This is a genomic window from Solibacillus sp. R5-41, assembly GCF_002736105.1.
Lineage (GTDB): Bacteria > Bacillota > Bacilli > Bacillales_A > Planococcaceae > Solibacillus.
This window is the reverse complement of sequence record NZ_CP024123.1, coordinates 1,007,027-1,025,582: the sequence shown is the minus strand read 5'-3', so window position 1 is coordinate 1,025,582 and position 18,556 is coordinate 1,007,027. Positions and strand designations below refer to the sequence as shown.

General features: G+C 38.4%; 20 protein-coding genes and 1 pseudogene. 3 read left to right on the top strand and 18 right to left on the bottom strand.

The genetic code is table 11. The features are described from left to right. Positions 1–126 precede the first annotated feature (126 nt). The 6 genes from CSE16_RS04750 to CSE16_RS04725 all read right to left on the bottom strand — a co-directional run bounded on the left by CSE16_RS04750 (position 127) and on the right by CSE16_RS04725 (position 5,731). On the bottom strand, positions 127–1,794 hold the full coding sequence (locus tag CSE16_RS04750) for a ribonuclease J (protein ID WP_099422834.1): 1,668 nt from the start codon (positions 1,792–1,794) through the stop codon (positions 127–129). Positions 1,795–2,051: 257 nt separating this feature from the next. Continuing rightward, positions 2,052–2,966, bottom strand: a complete 915-nt coding sequence (dapA, locus tag CSE16_RS04745) for a 4-hydroxy-tetrahydrodipicolinate synthase (RefSeq protein ID WP_099422833.1) — start codon at positions 2,964–2,966, stop codon at positions 2,052–2,054. A 16-nt stretch (positions 2,967–2,982) separates the two neighbouring features. Further along, complete coding sequence (locus CSE16_RS04740; protein WP_099422832.1) at positions 2,983–4,023, bottom strand: aspartate-semialdehyde dehydrogenase; 1,041 nt, start codon at positions 4,021–4,023, stop codon at positions 2,983–2,985. An 82-nt stretch (positions 4,024–4,105) separates the two neighbouring features. Next, positions 4,106–4,696, bottom strand: a complete 591-nt coding sequence (locus CSE16_RS04735) for a dipicolinate synthase subunit B (RefSeq protein ID WP_099422831.1) — start codon at positions 4,694–4,696, stop codon at positions 4,106–4,108. Beyond that, positions 4,689–5,465 carry a dipicolinate synthase subunit A gene (locus tag CSE16_RS04730; protein ID WP_099422830.1) on the bottom strand — a complete coding sequence of 259 codons (777 nt, stop codon included), beginning with the start codon at positions 5,463–5,465 and terminating at the stop codon, positions 4,689–4,691. Before CSE16_RS04730 ends, CSE16_RS04735 begins: the two co-directional genes overlap by 8 nt. Further along, positions 5,462–5,731 (bottom strand): YlmC/YmxH family sporulation protein, encoded by a 270-nt coding sequence (locus CSE16_RS04725; RefSeq protein WP_099422829.1) that lies wholly within the window; start codon positions 5,729–5,731, stop codon positions 5,462–5,464. The genes CSE16_RS04730 and CSE16_RS04725 overlap by 4 nt, the downstream gene beginning before the upstream one ends. A 153-nt stretch (positions 5,732–5,884) precedes the next feature. Between CSE16_RS04725 and CSE16_RS04720 the strand changes: the two genes are divergently transcribed. The 3 genes and pseudogenes from CSE16_RS04720 to CSE16_RS21725 all read left to right on the top strand — a co-directional run bounded on the left by CSE16_RS04720 (position 5,885) and on the right by CSE16_RS21725 (position 6,917). Next, entirely contained in the window at positions 5,885–6,256 is a 372-nt protein-coding gene (locus CSE16_RS04720) for a GntR family transcriptional regulator (protein ID WP_099422828.1), read from the top strand. 64 nt (positions 6,257–6,320) lie between these two features. After that, positions 6,321–6,659 (top strand): annotated as a pseudogene (locus tag CSE16_RS21730) (ATP-binding cassette domain-containing protein); the annotation flags it as partial. Continuing rightward, positions 6,660–6,917 (top strand): hypothetical protein, encoded by a 258-nt coding sequence (locus tag CSE16_RS21725; protein WP_253896167.1) that lies wholly within the window; start codon positions 6,660–6,662, stop codon positions 6,915–6,917. It abuts the pseudogene before it with no gap. Here the strand turns inward: CSE16_RS21725 and CSE16_RS04710 are convergent. The 12 genes from CSE16_RS04710 to rimP all read right to left on the bottom strand — a co-directional run bounded on the left by CSE16_RS04710 (position 6,895) and on the right by rimP (position 18,365). After that, positions 6,895–8,121, bottom strand: coding sequence for a M16 family metallopeptidase (locus tag CSE16_RS04710; protein ID WP_099422827.1), 1,227 nt, complete (start codon positions 8,119–8,121; stop codon positions 6,895–6,897). The two genes, CSE16_RS21725 and CSE16_RS04710, sit on opposite strands and share 23 nt — an antisense overlap. 143 nt (positions 8,122–8,264) lie before the next feature. After that, positions 8,265–10,376 (bottom strand): polyribonucleotide nucleotidyltransferase, encoded by a 2,112-nt coding sequence (pnp, locus tag CSE16_RS04705; RefSeq protein WP_099422826.1) that lies wholly within the window; start codon positions 10,374–10,376, stop codon positions 8,265–8,267. Between the two features lie 341 nt (positions 10,377–10,717). After that, positions 10,718–10,987, bottom strand: coding sequence for a 30S ribosomal protein S15 (gene rpsO / locus CSE16_RS04700; RefSeq protein WP_099422825.1), 270 nt, complete (start codon positions 10,985–10,987; stop codon positions 10,718–10,720). Between the two features lie 135 nt (positions 10,988–11,122). Then, the gene (locus CSE16_RS04695) at positions 11,123–12,073 is read right to left on the bottom strand and encodes a riboflavin biosynthesis protein RibF (RefSeq protein ID WP_099422824.1); all 951 of its coding nucleotides are present in this window, start codon (positions 12,071–12,073) and stop codon (positions 11,123–11,125) included. A gap of 10 nt (positions 12,074–12,083) precedes the next feature. Continuing rightward, positions 12,084–12,995: a tRNA pseudouridine(55) synthase TruB gene (gene truB, locus CSE16_RS04690; RefSeq protein ID WP_099422823.1), complete on the bottom strand. Its 912-nt coding sequence runs from the start codon at positions 12,993–12,995 to the stop codon at positions 12,084–12,086. A gap of 131 nt (positions 12,996–13,126) precedes the next feature. Further along, positions 13,127–13,471, bottom strand: a complete 345-nt coding sequence (rbfA, locus tag CSE16_RS04685; protein ID WP_099422822.1) for a 30S ribosome-binding factor RbfA — start codon at positions 13,469–13,471, stop codon at positions 13,127–13,129. A gap of 51 nt (positions 13,472–13,522) precedes the next feature. Then, positions 13,523–13,801, bottom strand: coding sequence for a DUF503 domain-containing protein (locus tag CSE16_RS04680; protein WP_099422821.1), 279 nt, complete (start codon positions 13,799–13,801; stop codon positions 13,523–13,525). Then, positions 13,801–16,101, bottom strand: coding sequence for a translation initiation factor IF-2 (infB, locus tag CSE16_RS04675; protein WP_099422820.1), 2,301 nt, complete (start codon positions 16,099–16,101; stop codon positions 13,801–13,803). Before infB ends, CSE16_RS04680 begins: the two co-directional genes overlap by 1 nt. 14 nt (positions 16,102–16,115) lie before the next feature. Then, complete coding sequence (locus tag CSE16_RS04670) at positions 16,116–16,424, bottom strand: YlxQ family RNA-binding protein (RefSeq protein ID WP_099422819.1); 309 nt, start codon at positions 16,422–16,424, stop codon at positions 16,116–16,118. Continuing rightward, complete coding sequence (rnpM, locus tag CSE16_RS04665; RefSeq protein ID WP_099422818.1) at positions 16,421–16,699, bottom strand: RNase P modulator RnpM; 279 nt, start codon at positions 16,697–16,699, stop codon at positions 16,421–16,423. The genes CSE16_RS04670 and rnpM overlap by 4 nt, the downstream gene beginning before the upstream one ends. A gap of 39 nt (positions 16,700–16,738) precedes the next feature. Next, positions 16,739–17,866: a transcription termination factor NusA gene (gene nusA / locus CSE16_RS04660; protein WP_099422817.1), complete on the bottom strand. Its 1,128-nt coding sequence runs from the start codon at positions 17,864–17,866 to the stop codon at positions 16,739–16,741. A 13-nt stretch (positions 17,867–17,879) separates the two neighbouring features. Continuing rightward, positions 17,880–18,365: a ribosome maturation factor RimP gene (gene rimP, locus CSE16_RS04655; RefSeq protein ID WP_099422816.1), complete on the bottom strand. Its 486-nt coding sequence runs from the start codon at positions 18,363–18,365 to the stop codon at positions 17,880–17,882. Positions 18,366–18,556: the final 191 nt, after the last annotated feature.

Here is an 18,556-nt window from a genome sequence, read left to right as displayed (position 1 = left end):
GTTCAAACTTTAGTTTACGCTCATTTAGGCTAACGAACCTGCATCGTACAGGCATTCATTTCATTAATTTAGAGAAAAAAAGGATTTCCTACACCATCCGGCAAGAAAACCCTTTTATTTTCAATGTTAATATTCCATAATAATCGGAATAATCATTGGTCGACGCTTTGTTTTTTGGAATAAATATTGGTTTAATGAGTCACGAATTTCTTGTTTAATATTTGTCCATTCGAACGTATCTTTTCCAACATATTTTTCTATAACTTCACGCGCGATATCTGCTGATTCTTCCATTAGTTGCTCTGATTCACGAACGTAAACGAAACCACGTGATAAAATTTCTGGGCCAGATGCAATCTTCTTCTGTGCACGGTTTAACGTCACGACAACGATAAAAATACCATCTTGTGATAATAATTTTCGGTCACGTAATACAATATTTCCTACGTCCCCTACACCGATTCCATCAATTAAGACGTTACCAGCTTGTACACGTCCTGTCATACGTACTTTACCGTTTTTATATTCGACAATATCACCTTTGTCTGCGATAAAAATTTGTGATTTTTGTAAGCCGACCTGTTGTGCAAGTTTAGAGTGGGCAATTAACATGCGGTACTCACCTTGGATTGGTACAAAATACTTTGGTTTCATAAAGTTTAACATTAACTTTAAGTCTTCCGCACTGCCATGACCTGAAACGTGAACTTTCTTGTTAGAAGTCATCACTGTTGCACCAGCTTTAGCTAGTTGGTTCATTGTATTATACATTTGCACTTCCATGCTTGGAGATGGTGTAAATGTAATTAATACTGTATCGGTATTTTTAATTTTGACATCACGGTGGTGTTTTCGCACAATTTTATCTAGTGCATCAAGTGGTTCACCTTTATTACCCGTTGCCATAATAATAATTTCATCATCTTGATATTTATGAATTTCATTGACAGGTACTAATGTATCCTCGTCCACTTCTAAATAGCCAAGGTTTACACCGATATCAACAATTTTTTCTAAAGACTTTCCGACAACCGCCACTTTACGATAAGATTTGGCTGCTTGACTAAATACTTGCTGAATACGAATAAAGTTTGATGCATATAGTGCAACGATAATACGACCCGGTGCGGAATGGAACGTTTTTTGTAGTTCCTCTGCAATAACCGATTCACTCGTTGTATGACCTGGACGTTCTGCCTCAATCGATTCAGATAGAAGCATCAATACGCCTTCTTCACCAAGCATCGCCATTTTCGCTAAATTCGGTTTAAATTTACCTGTTGCTGATTGATCAAATTTAAATTCTCCCGTATGAACAATTGCCCCTTCAGACGTGTGGAATACAATCCCTAAAGAATCCGGGATACTATGTGTCGTATGGAAGAACGTTACATGTGTTGTAACGAAGTTCATGCGGCTATTACTTGTTACTTCAAAGAATTTTACTTGATAAGGTACAGGTAATTCTTTTAAATGTTCTTTTGCTAAGGCAATCGTTAGCTTTGAGCCGTATACAGGTGCCTTCACTTTTTTCAATACATAGGCAATCGAGCCAATTGCATCTTCATGTCCATGTGTTAAGAAGATTCCTTTTACACGATCTTTGTTTTCTTCTAAATACGTAATATCTGGAATGACAATATCAATACCGAGCATTTCGTCCTCTGGGAACATTAGCCCACTGTCTACTACGAAAAGCTCTTCGTCTATTTCAATTACATACATAGATTTTCCGATTTCGCCAACTCCGCCTAACGGAATGACACGGATTAGTTCATTTTTATTTTTTGTCACTTTTTTTTCCTCCTAAATTGTTCCGAACAGCAACCACTTAAATTTCATTATACGGTGAGAATGACGAGAGCACAAATAAAAAAAAGTGAATTTCTAATTGAATGTAATTTCGTCATTCCTTTCCAACCTCTTTTTCTCATTTGATACTTTTGGGTATTTTATTAAACAAGTCTTTAAATGAAGAGCGATAATATGCTTTAATAAAAAAAAACGGCATTTCGACATATTGTCAAAACGCCATTTTTTGTTCTTTTAGTTTATTTTTTTTGGTGTAAAGCACGGAATTCTTTTGCTTTTAATTGATACGTATCCCAAATTTGATCGAATGCTGCTTTTTCTTCTGGTAGCATTTCCATCATAGGTAGGCGTACATCTAATGTATCAAAACCAAGCTTTGTCATTGCATATTTGATTGGCGATGGGTTTGGTTGTGCAAATAACGCGCGCACTAAAGGCAATAATGCACGGTGAATTTGTGCCGCTTCTTCATGTCGACCTTGCTCAAATGCACGAATCATTTGTTGCATATCATTACCAACAACATGCGAAGCGACTGAAATAACCCCACGACCACCAATTGCAAGTAATGGTAATGTTAAACCATCATCACCTGAATACACGTAGAAATCTGAATTTACATTTTCAATAATATCGCCCATTTGATCTAAATTACCGCTCGCTTCTTTAATGCAAACAATATTTTCAACATCCTTGCTTAAGGCGATCGTTGTTTCCGCTAAAATATTGGCACCCGTACGTCCTGGTACATTATAAAGCATGATTGGGAGTGCCGTTTCCTTAGCGATTGTCTCAAAGTGAGCATGCATGCCGCGTTGATTTGGCTTATTGTAATATGGTGTTACGAGCATGATTCCATCTGCGCCATTCTCTTCTGCTCTATGCGTCATGGCGATTGAATAGGCCGTCTCATTATCTCCTGTACCCGCAATGACTGGCACACGCCCTGCCACTTTTTCTACTGTAAAACGAACAACTTCAATCTTTTCTTCCGTAGACATCGTCGGATTTTCAGAAGTTGTACCGCAAGCAACAATGGCATCGGTTCCGTTCTCTATTAAAAAATTAATAATGCGTTCTAACTCTTTATAATTGATGGCGCCATCTTTCGTGAACGGCGTAATCATAGCCGTTCCGATACGACCAAAATCCATGTAAAATACACCCCTCTTATAGTAAGTTATCCTCTAACATTGCTTCAGCTATTTGAATAGAATTTAATGCCGCACCCTTCAATAAGTTGTCTGCAACAATCCATAGGTGGAAGCCTTTTTTATTATCTAAATCTTGGCGAATTCTACCTACAAAAGTTGGATCTTCATTTTCAGCATAAAGAGGCATAGGATACAATTGTTGCGTAATATCATCTTGTAAAACAATGCCTGGTGCGTCTTGTAATGCCGCAAAAATGTCTTGCACAGTCGCTTCCTGTTCTAACTCGATATAAACCGATTCTGAGTGACCAGATACGACAGGAACACGCACACAAGTTGCTGCGACACTCAATTCTGGTGCTTCCATAATTTTTTTCGTTTCATTAATCATTTTCATTTCTTCATATGTAAATCCGTTATTCGTGAACTTATCAATTTGTGGGATAACATTACGTGCAATTGGATAATGTTTTACATCTGATTTAACGGGAAGAACGTTCGCTTCCACATTTTTACCAGCTTCCCACTGCGCACTTTGTTCACGTAACTCATCAATTGCTGCAATTCCAGAGCCTGATACTGCTTGATAAGTTGAAACGATTACTTTTGTTAAACCAAATTTTTCACGGATCGGTTGAAGTGCTGCTACCATTTGAATTGTTGAACAGTTCGGGTTGGCAATAATCCCTTTTGGAATATTTTTTAGCACATGGCGATTTACTTCTGGCACGACTAGCGGCACTTCTGGATCCATGCGGAAATGACTCGTATTGTCTATTACAATTGCCCCTCGTTTCGCTGCTTCTGGCGCAAGTTTTTCTGAAACGGAACCACCTGCTGAGAATAAAGCAACATTCACACCTTCAAAGCTTTCTGGTGTTGCTTCTTCAATTGTATACGTCTGGCCATTAAATTCGATAGACTTCCCTGCCGAACGTGCTGAAGCTAAAAACTTTATATGTTTAATCGGAAACTTACGCTCAATAAGTTTCTCCATCATTTTTGAACCTACTGCCCCTGTTGCTCCAACTACTGCAACTGTTAATTGTTTTGTCATTTCTCATCTCTCCTAAATTAAACTAGATACATAATGTTGGATATTGTATCATAAATAATTTCAATTGTGTGAGTTTATTTGATTATTTAAAAAATTGTATAAATATTGGCTGAACCTGTTTTTTATGAGCGAGCGAATACTCCACAGTTTCGAGCATTTTTGTGAAATCCGCTATTAGCGACGTCGGTTTCAAAATCGGATCATCCTGGCCAAATGGAATAAAATAAATGTTTTTTGCATTCATTAATTTCATTAAATTCATCCCGTTTAATCCAAGAGCATCATTCGTTGAAATACCAAGAACAACAGGTGAACCGTTTCGTAACGTCGCCTTCGCTGCCATTAAAACAGCACTATCCGTAGCAGCATTGGCAAATTTACTTATTGAATTTCCCGTCATCGGTGCAATAACCATGCAGTCGAGTGGATTTTTCGGACCAAATGGCTCTGCTTCTACAATGGAACTTACTACTTTTTCTCCCGCTAAAGCTTCAATTTTTTCAATCCATTCCTCCCCTGTACCAAATCGGGTTGCCGCATGTAATACAGAAGGGGTAATGATTGGTACGACGGTTGCCCCTGCATCACGAAATTGCTGGATTTTAGGGACAACCTCCTCATACGTACAATGTGAAGCCGTTATTCCAAGTCCTATTCGCTTTCCTTCAAGCATTTCTTTCCCTCCTAATGAGCTCGAGCATCGTTTCATACATGATTTTAGCTGCTGCTTGCGGAAAGTATTTCCCAGGTAATGCTGGCAACAACTCGTATTGTGATAATGTGAGTTCTTTCAAGCATCCCGGTGCAGATGCTATATCATAAATCGGACATTCAATGAATTGTGTATACTCTTTTGTCAACCAAGCATCTGGAATTGTATTAATGATCATATCGGCTGTACATTGATTTTTCTTATCTAAATGAATTCCTGTATAGCCATACGCAATCGCCTCGGCACATTGTGTTTCCGAGTTTACAGCTATATGAATATCGGCATGCATACGACTTAAAAACAATGCGAGGATTTTTGCCACTCGACCAAAGCCTGTAATAATAATTTTTTTACGTTGAACACTTACCCGTTGCTGATAAATGTGGGCTAAAAACCCTTCTGCGGTAAGTGCAGCATTTTTCCAAATAAAAGCTTCATTTTGCAAATAATAAACAGGTTTTGTATTTCGCAAATTTTCATTCCATTGTTCATCTAAACGACCTGCAAAAATGAGGACTTGATTGATACCAAATAATTCAGCGACTTCAATTTTTAATGGCTGGATTGGTAACACCAGTATCGTTGGATGGAATTCAAGTGCGGCCTTATTTAAGGCGTCATCCCACTTATTTGTGCACTTGTAATACACCGTACGTTGATTATCAGTTAATTCCTTCGCGAGCAATTTCATACGTTCATCAGTTCCAACAATCAGCCAACGTTCTGTCATTCGGTTGGATGGTCAATCGATGAAGTAGTTTTTTGAAATAAAATACGATCCTCGCCAATTAACAAAATTTCTTCCCATGGAATATATTTAATCGTAGGGGTTTTCTTTTTTTGGAATGGCATCTTCACCATTTGTGCAGGCATTTCAAATCCGATAATTTTCCCCGTCTTTGGATCAAAAATACATTCCGTCTCCGCTAAAAAACCATAGCGAATCCCCTTTTCCATTTCGATTAATTCCTTTTCAGCAAGCTCAGATAATAGCATCCTCAACCTCCTCTTCAATGAGCTTATGATTACTATATGCATTGAAAGTTTTGATTGTGCGGACTTGGATTTAAAATTTCTATTAGACAATTCCACGTTCCAACTGTATATACTGTACATATACAGTTAAGCCGAGTGAGGTGGATTTGATACATGTTTATAAAATTGAGCAATGCGAGCAACCAGCCGATTTACGAGCAAATTACAGAACAACTGAAGCAAGCCATTTTAACTGGTGCGCTCGTTGCGGGTAATGTACTACCTTCGATACGGGCATTGGCTATTGAATTAAAAATTAGCGTCATGACAACAAAACGAGCCTATTCCGAATTAGAGCGGGACGGCTTTATCGAAACCGTTGCAGGGAAAGGCAGCTTTGTCTCACAGCGCAATCAGGATTTTTTGCGTGAAGAGTTGGTCAATCAAATTGAAGGACATTTGACAAAAGCTGTGTCAATCGCAAAAGTAGCAAATATCCAGTCGGAGGAATTGTTTGAATTACTAAGCCTATTATTGGAGGAATGATGATGAACGCAATCTAGGTAAAACATGTTTCAAAGCACTTAAAAGTTTTCGTTTAAATGATGTTTCGTTTACGGTAGCATGTGGGACAATTGCAGGATTCATCGGCCAAAATGGTGCCGGAAAGTCGACGACTATCAAGCTCAATTTAAATTTACTCAAAAAACAAGCTGGAGAAATTCTTATTTTCGGCAAAGACCATCTTTTACATGAAATCGCTTTAAAAGCTCAAATCGGTGTTGTATTTGATGAACTTCACGTACCTAATAATTTAACGGTCAAAGAACTAAATAACATTTATTCGAAAGTTTATTCGACTTGGAATTGCGATTATTTTTACCGCCTAGTAGACCAATTAGATGTGCCTAAATTCGATAAAGTGAAAACGATGTCACGCGGCACGTAAATGAAATTAGGCCTTATTTTAGCCTTGTCCTATCACCCGAAACTTCTGTTATTAAATGAGCCAACGAGCGGGCTTGACCCGATTGTACGTGATGAAGTGCTAGAACTCTTACAACAATTTATGGAAAATGATGAACATGCCATTACAAGCTTTGCCAATCTGCCATCACAAAGTTTGAACAAGCAGAGTTATAAAAAAACGAATCAGAGTTTAGCCAAAAACTCCGATTCGTTGTTTATTCATTTTCTGGACCAATAATCGCAATGGCTGGTTCATTTAATAAAATTTTTGTAATTAATGCATCAATGGTGTCCATCGAAATGGCGTCAATTTTTGATAGCACTTCATCAACTGAGCGATGCTGTTGATGGATTAGTTCGTTCACACCATTACGATTCATATGTTCTTCTGTTCCTTCTAAGCCGAGCACGAAACTTCCCTTTAATTGCTCTTTTGCATTTTCAAGTTCGATTTCCGTTACGCCACCTGCGACCACATCAAATAAGGTTTGATCGATTTGCTGTTGCAACGTATCTAAGTTTTGCTTGGATGTGGATGCGTAAATCGTATAGGCCCCAACATCTTCATAGCATGATTGATAGCTAAATACCGAATACGCTAGCCCACGCTCCTCACGAATATCTTGGAATAGGCGTGAGCTCATATTACCACCAATAATATTATTTAACGCGATAAAGCTATATGTTTGAGGATCCTTCACGCCGATTGCTGGGAAAGAAATGGCGATATGGGCCTGCTCTGTATCGCGTGTTTTTTCAACTTCGCCTGCCGTAAATACTGGATACGAAGGTTGTGCTACTTCTGATTCAGCACTCGCGGAATACGTACCAAATAATTGTTCAATCACTTCGATTAAACCATCTGTAATATGACCAGCTACTGAAATAACGACATTTTTAGGACCATAATGCTTTGCCAAATACCTACGAATCATCGTCTCATTAAATGTTGCCAACGTTTCAGGTGTCCCTAAAATCGGGCGCCCTAGTGCATCATTTGGATACATGACGGACCATAGCTTTTCATGTACATCATCTGCTGGATCATCTTCACTCATATAAATTTCTTCGAGAACAACTTGACGTTCACGTCCGATATCTTCTTCACTAAATAGTGAATTGAAAAACATATCTGCTAAAATTTCCACTGCGAGTTCCGCGTGATGGTCTAATACTTTAGCAAAATAACAAGTATGCTCTTTTGATGTGAACGCATTGATTTCACCACCAATACGGTCAAATTCTACAGCAATTTGACGAGCTGTTCGATTTTTTGTTCCTTTAAATAGCATGTGTTCAATAAAATGCGTAATGCCATTTTCTTCAATGGTTTCATAGCGTGAGCCGGCATTGACCCAAATCCCAACTGATAAAGAACGCACATCTGGCATTTGCTCAGCCACAATGCGTACACCATTTTGACATGTAAGTACTTGTACCATGAAATTCTCCTATCTAATAATCATCATTAATTGAAATATCGTTTTTATACAATGTAAATATGCGAGCTTATATGCAAAAATGCCATTTTGATTTTCGTCAAAATGGCATTTATAAAGCTCATTACTCATTCATTTGAAGTGAATTATGCTTGCTCTGCACGTTCTTTTTCTTCTTTAACAACAATTTTACGAGATAAGTTTACTCGTCCTTGATTGTCAATTTCGATACATTTTACAAGTAATTGATCGCCCAATTTTAATACGTCTTCTACTGCTTTCGTACGTTCTTCTTGAATTTCTGAAATGTGTAGTAAACCATCTTTACCTGGGAAGATTTCACAGAATGCACCGAATTTTTCGATACGTTTAACTGTTGACATGTAGTATTCGCCAACTTTTGCTTCACGTACGATTGATTCAATAATTTCACGAGCACGGTTAATCATTGACTCATCTGATGAAGCGATATAAATTGTACCATCTTGCTCTGTATCAATTTTTACGCCTGTTTCGTCAATAATTTTATTAATTTGTTTACCACCAGGTCCGATAATATCACGGATTTTATCTGGATTGATTTTAATAACCGTAATTTTTGGTGCGTATTTTGAAAGCGTTGTACGTGATTCCGTTAATGTTGCAAGCATTGACTGTAAAATATGCATACGGCCGATTTTCGCTTGTGTTAACGCTTCTTCTAAAATATTGCGTGATAAACCATCAATTTTAATGTCCATTTGAAGTGCCGTTACACCTTTAGCTGTACCTGCAACTTTAAAGTCCATGTCACCAAGGTGATCTTCCATACCTTGAATGTCTGTTAAAATAGAGTAGTGCTCGTCTTTTTTAATAAGACCCATCGCAATTCCTGCTACCGGTGCTTTTAAAGGAACACCTGCATCCATCATTGCTAATGTTGATGCACAAATTGACGCTTGAGAAGTTGAACCGTTAGATTCTAAAACTTCTGATACGCAACGAATTGTATATGGGAATGTTTCTTCATCTGGAATAACTGCTAGTAATGCGCGCTCACCTAATGCACCGTGACCGATTTCACGACGACCCGGACCACGAATTGGACCTGTTTCCCCTACTGAGAATTGAGGGAAGTTATAATGGTGCATCCAACGTTTTGACTCTTCAACACCAAGACCATCAATAATTTGCACATCGCCTAAAGCACCTAATGTACAGATTGAAAGTGCCTGCGTTTGACCACGTGTGAATAGTGCTGAACCATGTGTACGATCTAATAGACCAACTTCAGAAGAAAGTGCACGAATTTCATCTAATTTACGACCATCTGGACGTACTTTATCTTCCGTAATTAAACGACGAACTTCATCTTTGACCATTTGATCTAAAATGCCTTTTACTTGCTTCATCGTTTCGTCCGTTACTTCTTGCTCTACATAAGAAGTGATGATGCGTTCTTTGACAACATTGATCGCTTCTTCACGTGCATGCTTTTCAACTGTTTGAATCGCAGTGTTCATTTCTGTTTCACAAGCCGCTTTAATGTCCGCTGTTAACTGTGCATCTAATTCGTAAAGTACCACTTCTACTTTTTCTTTTCCAACTGCTGCTACAATTTCTTCTTGGAAAGCGATTAAGTTCTTGATTTCTTCATGACCAAACATGATTGCTTCAAGCATGATTTCTTCTGTTACTTCTAATGCACCTGCCTCAACCATGTTGATGCCGTCTTTATTACCTGCTACTGTTAATTGGATCGTTGATTTTGCAGCTTGCTCTACTGTTGGGTTGATCACAAATTCGCCATCAACATATCCAACATGTACGCCTGCAATTGGTCCGTCAAAAGGAATATTAGATACAGCTAATGCTAATGAAGATCCAAACATTGCTGCTACATCTGAAGGATTGTTTTGGTCATTTGACATAACCATTGAAATAACTTGTACTTCGTTACGGAAGCCATCTGGGAACATTGGACGGATTGGACGGTCGATTAAACGAGAGGCTAAAATAGCTGACTCTGATGGACGTCCTTCACGTTTAATAAAACCACCTGGGATTTTACCAGCTGCGTATAGTTTTTCTTCATAGTTTACTGTTAATGGGAAGAAATCTAATGCTTTTGGAGATTTTGACATTGTTGCTGTTGATAATACTGCTGTTTCGCCATAGCGCACAAGTGCTGCACCATTTGCTTGTTTTGCTAACTGTCCAACTTCTATTACTAGTGGACGGCCAGCCCATTCATACGAAAAGACCTTTTTTTCGTTCATTAAATGAACCCCTTTCTTATTTGAAACACTTTACGTATCTTTTTATGTACTATAGTTAGTGTATCAAAAAAGCTATTTCTATGCTAAATTTTTTCATTAAAAATATTCATTAATTTATTAAATTACACCTTGGCGTAATTGCGTCCGGATTTTGAAGATAATTTTCATTTAGGCGCATTAAAATTGCATGATAGAAAAATACTATATTGTGTTTAATTTGACTTAAATACACATCTAAAGTCAAATCGCATTCATCCCGCCATCATAGTGGTAGGAGTACTATACTGAATTAAGATAAACATAATAAAAAGCGGGAAAAAATCCCGCTTTTTATTGTCAGATTAACGACGTAATCCAAGTTTATTAATTAATTCACGGTAACGTTGTACGTCTTTTTCACGTAAGAATTTTAATAAGTGACGACGACGACCTACCATTTTAAGAAGACCACGTTGAGAGTGGAAATCCTTTTTGTGAGTTGATAAGTGTGTGTTTAACGCGTTGATTTCTGCAGTTAATACAGCGATTTGTACTTCTGGAGAACCCGTGTCGCTTTCGTGAGTGCGGTACTCAGCGATAATTTCGTTTTTACGTAATTGTGTAATTGCCATTTGAAATGACCTCCTAAATTTTATTATATCCCCACTAGCACAGCAATCGCTGGAGTTGCGGATAGCCGAGCTAAGGTTCGTACGTTAAATTCGTACTTATGGATAATAACATAGATAAGCTGTACAAATCAACTATTATGATAGCTGTTCAAAATATTCAATTGCTTGTTGCTTATCTAGTTCGATTTGTTGGATGAGGGCATCAATCCCATTAAACTTTCGCTCACTGCGAATACGATTGTACCAGCCAACAACAACTTCTTCACCATATATATTTTTATCAAAATTAAGAATGTGAACTTCTACTGATAATTGTTTTTCATCCGGATTATTAAATGTTGGCTTATATCCGACATTACATACGCCGTTATACCACTCATTTTGCACTGAAATTTTAACAGCATAAACACCTGTCGCTGGTATGTAGCAGCCTGCCATTGGTTGGACATTGGCTGTTGGGAAGCCCATTGTACGACCTCGTTTATCGCCATGAACAACAATCCCTGGAACTTCAAAGGCACGGCCTAATAGGGAACGAACCTGCTCCATATCACCGTCTTGCAAAGATTTTCGAATGCGCGTTGAACTAATTTTATCTGCAACATCTTCTTGCTTTTCAACAATCGTTACACCAAATTTGCCCTTACTTAACTGTTCCATCATTTGCATATTCCCTTTGCCAAATGCTCCAAAAGAAAAATCAAAGCCTGCTGTTACATGCTGAATATTCAAATCCGTTATAAAGTGTTGGATAAACTGCTCGGGTGTCAGCTTAGCAAAGTCAGATGTAAAGTTCACTACAAATACCGTATCGATTCCTAAGCTTGTTAATGTATCTAATTTTTGAGCAAGCGGTGTAATATAAAACACTTTCTCGTTGCGTTCACCAAGTACGATCGACGGATGCGGATCAAATGTCATAAGCGCCGATTTAATACCGAGTTGCTTTGCCTTCTCTTTTGCTTTTTGGATAACCGCTTGGTGTCCTTTATGCACACCATCAAAAAAACCAACTGCTAAAGAGTAAGCTTCTGCATGATGCTCTTGGTTCAATTGATGCGGATATTTTAAATGAATGACGTTCATACTGTGCCTCCTAATCTAGTTCGGGAAACATTTTATCCGGTTTCATTTGGTCTAATTTTGTCGGATGTGCGATATATACCGCAAATGCTCTTCCTTCTAATCCATATACAATTTTATCATGTTCCTTTAGTAATGTATGGATTGGAAGTACTTGTCCATTGAAAATTTGCTTTTCGATGTCTGGTGTTATTTCGATATACGGGTAATTAGAGAGCGCGTATTCTACTGGTAATAAAAATTGTTGTGGCTGCTCTGCTTCCATTAATTCCGCAACTTCAGCAAGCTTCAAACAATTTTCTTTTGTAAAAGTACCCGATGCTGTGCGAACAAGTTCATGCATATGGGCTGGGAATCCTAATGCTTCTCCTATTTGAACGGCAAGTGTACGAATATACGTCCCCTTCGAGCACTTAATTCGAATTGAAAAATGAATTTCTTCCCCTTCGTAATGTTGTGCATCGTCTAATAATTCGAGTTCATGAATTGTAATTCTTCGTGTAGGTCGTTCCACTGTTTGACCGGCACGTGCATATTCATACAACTTTTTACCATTTACTTTCACCGCTGAAAACATTGGTGGCGTTTGTTCAATTTCACCTGTTAACGAATGAAGGGCTTGTAAAATTTGCGAACGGTCCAATGATTTGAACGTTCCATCCTGTGCTACTGTTTCACCTTCTGCATCCTCAGTCGTTGTTGTACGACCGATTGAAACAACCGCTTCATATGTTTTTCCTGTATCTGTTAAATATTCTGCAATTCGAGTTGCTTGCCCAATGCATATTGGTAAAACCCCTTCAACACCAGGGTCCAGCGTGCCCGTATGCCCTACTTTTTTTGTCTTTAAAATTTTGCGAAGTTTAAAAACGCAGTCATGACTCGTCATTCCGCGCTCTTTCCATAATGGAAGAATGCCATTCATTGTCGTGAAAGTCCCCTTTATATTTTTTTTAACGCTATCATCTAGCTACCTAAAGAGATAGGATTTTTTTGGTGAATGAAAGATAAAAAGCCTGCCTGCATAAATTATGCAGTGCAGGCTTTTGTTGCATTTTATTGACTCTCGTGTAAGCCACGAAGCAATGCATCGATTTTATTTCCATACTCGATTGCTGTATCGAATTCAAAAAAGAACTCAGGTGTGCGACGCAAACGAATGCGAGTGCCGATTTCTGATCGGATAAATCCAGATGCTTTTTCTAAAGCCTTCAGTGTTTCTGCACGCTCGCGTTCATTGCCTAAAGATGTGATATATACGGTCGCTTGTTGTAAGTCACCAGTAACAGCTACTTCTGTCACAGTCACAAACCCCACACGCGGATCTTTAATTTTGCGTCCAATAATTTCAACAAGTTCTTTTTTTATTTGTTCACCAACACGGTTAGAACGTAGAGACATAAAAGTCACCTCATTTTACGACTAAGTTGCCATTCTGTTAATGGACTTTTGTTATAAATATTCTCGATAAAATTCGAGTTGTTCCCATTGTGGATTTGACTGTAAAAAATGAATAGCATGCATCAACTCTCGTTCCGCAGCATCTTTTGAAGAAGCGACGGAAACAAGTGCTAACCTTGTGCGCTGCCAAACATCTTGATGGTCAATCTCAGCAACGGAAACATTAAATTTTTGTTTTGTACGGGTCACCATTCTCTGAAGAACAGCGCGTTTTTCTTTCAATGAGTGGGCAGTAGGAATCAAGAATTCAACTTCTGCATATACAATCATTATTTACGAATAATTTCTTCCATAATGAATGCTTCAATAATGTCGCCTTCTTTAACATCATTGTAGTTTTTAATTGTGATACCACACTCATAGCCTCTTGCTACTTCTTTTGCATCATCTTTGAAGCGTTTTAATGAATCTAATTCGCCTTCAAAAATAACAACATTTTCACGGATAATACGAACGCCTGCGTCACGAACCATTTTACCTTCGATAACGTAAGAACCAGCAATTGTACCCACTTTTGATACTTTAATCGCTTGACGAACTTCTGCTTGACCAACGATTTTTTCTTCGTACTCAGGGTCTAGCATACCTTTCATCGCTTGTTCGATTTCTTCAATTACTTTATAGATGATACGGTGTTGACGAATGTCTACGCCTTCCTCATCTGCTGCTCGTTTTGCGTTCGTATCTGGACGTACGTTGAAGCCAATAACGATTGCATTTGAAGCTGCCGCAAGAGAGATATCTGATTCTGTAATTGCGCCCGCACCAGTGTGGATAATTTTAACATTTACACCTTCAACATCAATTTTCATTAATGATGAAGCCATTGCTTCCACAGTACCTTGTACGTCAGCTTTTACGATTAAGTTAAGCTCTTTCATTTCACCTTGGCTCATTTGTTCAAATAAGTTATCAAGCGTCACACGTTGTTTTTCAGAGCGTTGTGCTTGAATCGCTGTCATTGAACGAGACTCACCAACTTGACGAGCAGTTTTTTCATCCTGGAATACGACGAAACGGTCACCCGCTTGTGGCACTTCGTTCAAGCCAGTTATTTCAATTGGCATAGATGGACCAGCTGATTTAATACGTCGACCAAGATCATTTACCATTGCACGTACACGACCATATGCATGACCTACTACGATTGGGTCACCAACACGTAATGTACCATCTTGAACTAGTAATGTTGCAACTGCTCCACGACCTTTATCAAGTTGTGCTTCGATAACTGTACCGATTGCAGTACGAGTTGGATTTGCTTTTAATTCACCTACTTCAGAAACTAATAAAATCATTTCTAAAAGTTGGTCAATCCCTTCACCTTTTAACGCTGAAATTGGTACGAAGATTGTATCTCCACCCCATGCTTCAGGTACTAAACCGTGCTCTGTTAACTCTTGTTGTACACGGTCCGGATTAGCAGATGGTTTATCCATTTTGTTGATTGCTACGATAATTGGTACTTCAGCAGCTTTCGCGTGGTTAATCGCTTCCACTGTTTGAGGCATTACACCGTCGTCAGCTGCTACTACGATAATTGCAATATCTGTAATTGATGCACCACGAGCACGCATCGTTGTGAATGCTGCGTGACCAGGGGTATCTAAGAATGAAATTTTCTTTTCATTAATTTCAACTTGATACGCACCGATATGTTGCGTAATCCCACCTGCTTCGCCCGCTGTTACTTTCGTTTTACGGATTGAGTCAAGTAACGATGTTTTACCGTGGTCAACGTGACCCATAATTGTCACAACTGGTGGACGCTCTTCTAATGCATTTTCGTCTACTTCTACGATTGACTCATCGAAGTACGTATCCAGGTCTGTTTTGTCGATACGGATTTCTTCTTCAACTTCTACACCATAGTCTGTACAAATTAATTCAATTGCATCCTTATCTAATTCTTGGTTAATTGTTGCCATAACACCAAGCATAAATAATTTTTTGATAATTTCTGATGGCTCACGGTGCAATTTTTTTGCTAATTCAGCTACTGATAAGCTTTCATAGAATGTAATTTTTTCTGGTAGTTCTTTTTGCACCATTGGTTGTGGTGCTGGACGATTTGTACGACGTTTACCGCCATTAATACCTGGCTTTCTACGTTGTTGGAAACCCCCCTTATTATTGTTGTTGCTATTATTACTTGGATTGCCGCCTTTGCGGTTATTGTTTGTATTTTGAGTCATATTTCTGTTTTGGTTACCTTTTGCATTCTTTTGTTTTTCGCCCTGTTGCGATTGTGGTTGCCCTGTGGCAATGTTTGTTTGCTTTTGTTGCTGATTCGTTGAAACAGCTTGTTGACGTGCTTGATTTTCTCTTTTCGGTTGCCCCTGCTGTACTCTTGGTGTTTCATTGGCAGCTTTAACAGTTGGTTTTATTGAAGTATTTTTTGTTGGTTCTGCTACTTGCTTAAAGACAGAATCAAGTTTCGAAACAGTTTCAACATCAATGACCGCCATGTGATTTTTCACGGGTTGATCAATTTTTGTTAAATGGTCAATAATTTCCTTACTCGTTTTATTTACCTTTTTCGCATATTCATGAACTCTTACTTTGCTCATCTGCTCACCCCCGATTAATTTTCGTTGAGTAGACTAGACATTTTTTTAGCAAATCCGCTATCAGTAATAGCAATCGCTACACGAGCTTCCTTCCCGGTAGCATGTCCAAGATCATAACGATCCCCAAAAATATAATACTCAACGTTGTAAAACGTACATTTATCTTGAATTTTTTTACTAGTATTTTTGGAAGCATCTGATGCAAGTAGCACTAATTTTGCATTTCCACCACGTATCTCCTTGACCACTAGTTCTTCTCCAGAGATTGTTTTTCGTGCACGTGCTGCTAAGCCTAACAGCTGAAGCAATGCGGGATTTGTCATACGATTGACTCCCTACGAATAAGGGTCAATAATTCCTCATAGATTTCATCTGGCACTTTTACATCAAGCTGGCGATCTAAAATATTCTTTTTACGCGCAATGTCAACAACCGCTTCTGTTTTCGAAACATAAGCTCCACGCCCAGGTTTCTTCCCCGTAACATCAACGCTTACTTCGCCTTCCTTTGAACGGACGACACGAATCAATGATTTTTTCGGTAACATTTCACCTGTTGCCACGCATTTTCGTAATGGGACCTTTTTATTTACAGCCATTTTACTCACCCTCCTTACAAAACTCCAACGAATGATGAATTATTCTTCGTCATCACCATATAAGTCGAAAGCAACTTCTTGTGAATCTTCTTGGGGAATGAATGTGCTCGTTTCTGAAGGATATAATCCTAATTCACGAGCATCTGTTTCGCTCTTAATATCAATCTTCCAACCCGTTAACTTAGCAGCTAATCGAGCATTTTGACCGCGTTTACCAATTGCAAGCGATAATTGGTAATCTGGTACTACGACTGTTGTTGATTTTTCTTCTTCATTAACTTGAACGTCTAAAACTTTTGAAGGGCTAAGTGCATTTGCTACGAAAACAACTGGATCCTCAGACCATTCCACAATGTCGATTTTTTCACCATTTAATGCGTTTACAATCGTTTGTACACGTGCACCCTTTGCACCAACACATGAACCTACTGGATCCACTTCTTCGTTATGTGCATAAACTGAAATTTTAGAACGGTCTCCCGCTTCACGTGCAATCGATTTCACTTCTACTGTACCATCATAAATTTCTGGTACTTCCATTTCAAATAGGCGACGTAGTAAACCAGGATGAGTACGAGATACAATTACTTGTGGACCACGAGTTGTACGTTCTACCTTCGTAATATAAACACGAATACGTGATTGTGGCTTATAAACTTCACCTTGAATTTGCTCATTTACAGGTAATGCCGCTTCTACTTTACCAATGCTTACGTAAATATTACGTGCATCTTGACGCTCAATAACACCTGTTACAATATCATCTTCACGGTCTACATATTCTTCATAAATAAGACCACGCTCTGCTTCACGAACACGTTGTGTTACAACTTGTTTCGCAGTTTGTGCTGCAATACGACCAAAATTGCGAGGTGTTACTTCTTCTTCTACCACGTCACCAATTTCGTAGGCTTCATTAATATATTTTGCATCTTCTAATGCAATTTCTAGACGTTCATCTTCTACATCTTCTACAACGTCTTTACGTGAATAAACAACCATTAATCCTGTATTAAGATTTAAGTCTACGCGTACATTTTGCGCTTGGTTAAAGTTGCGTTTATAGGCTGTAACTAAAGCGGCTTCAATCGCTTCAATTAACACATCTCTTGAAATACCTTTTTGCTCCTCTAGGGCAGTTAGGGCATCTAGTAATTCACTACTCATTTTGTTTTCACTCCTAAATTTGCTTATCTGAAAAATCAATGGCAAGTCGGGCTTGCGCAATTTTTTCTTTGTCAATTTGTACTGTTAGTTTGCGGGTTTTAATACGAATTTCAATTTCTAAATATGTTTCAGTATATGCACGTAAATAACCAAGGAATTCTTTTAAATCCTTTATTGGTTCATACGTCTTCACATAAATATATTTGCCAATTGCATTCTCGAAGTCCTCTTGCTTTTTTAATGGGCGTTCAGCGCCTGGTGAAGAAACTTCTAAATAATAGTTTTGCTCGATTGGATCATTTTCATCCAATTTTTCGCTTAAACGTTCACTTACTTGAGCGCATTGTAAAATGTCAATGCCTCCTGCTCGTGTGTCTACATAAACACGAAGGAACCAGTCGCGTCCTTCTTTTATGAACTCGATGTCAACTAATTCTAAATCAAGCTCTTCAACGATTGGTGTCACTAGCTCTTCAATGATCGACGTAATTTTACTCATCGTATCCTCCTTACGCCACTGTTTAACAAGTTCAAAAATCCAGCATTTTGTAGCTTGTGAATATTTTCATTCAAACAGGACGTGTTTTCATTGAAAAATTTGTGTAAATAGTTGTCTAAACAACAGAAAAGAGCGGGAAATCCCACTCTTTTGCTGGCGAACTATCAACAAATTATTACGTTTAGCATAGC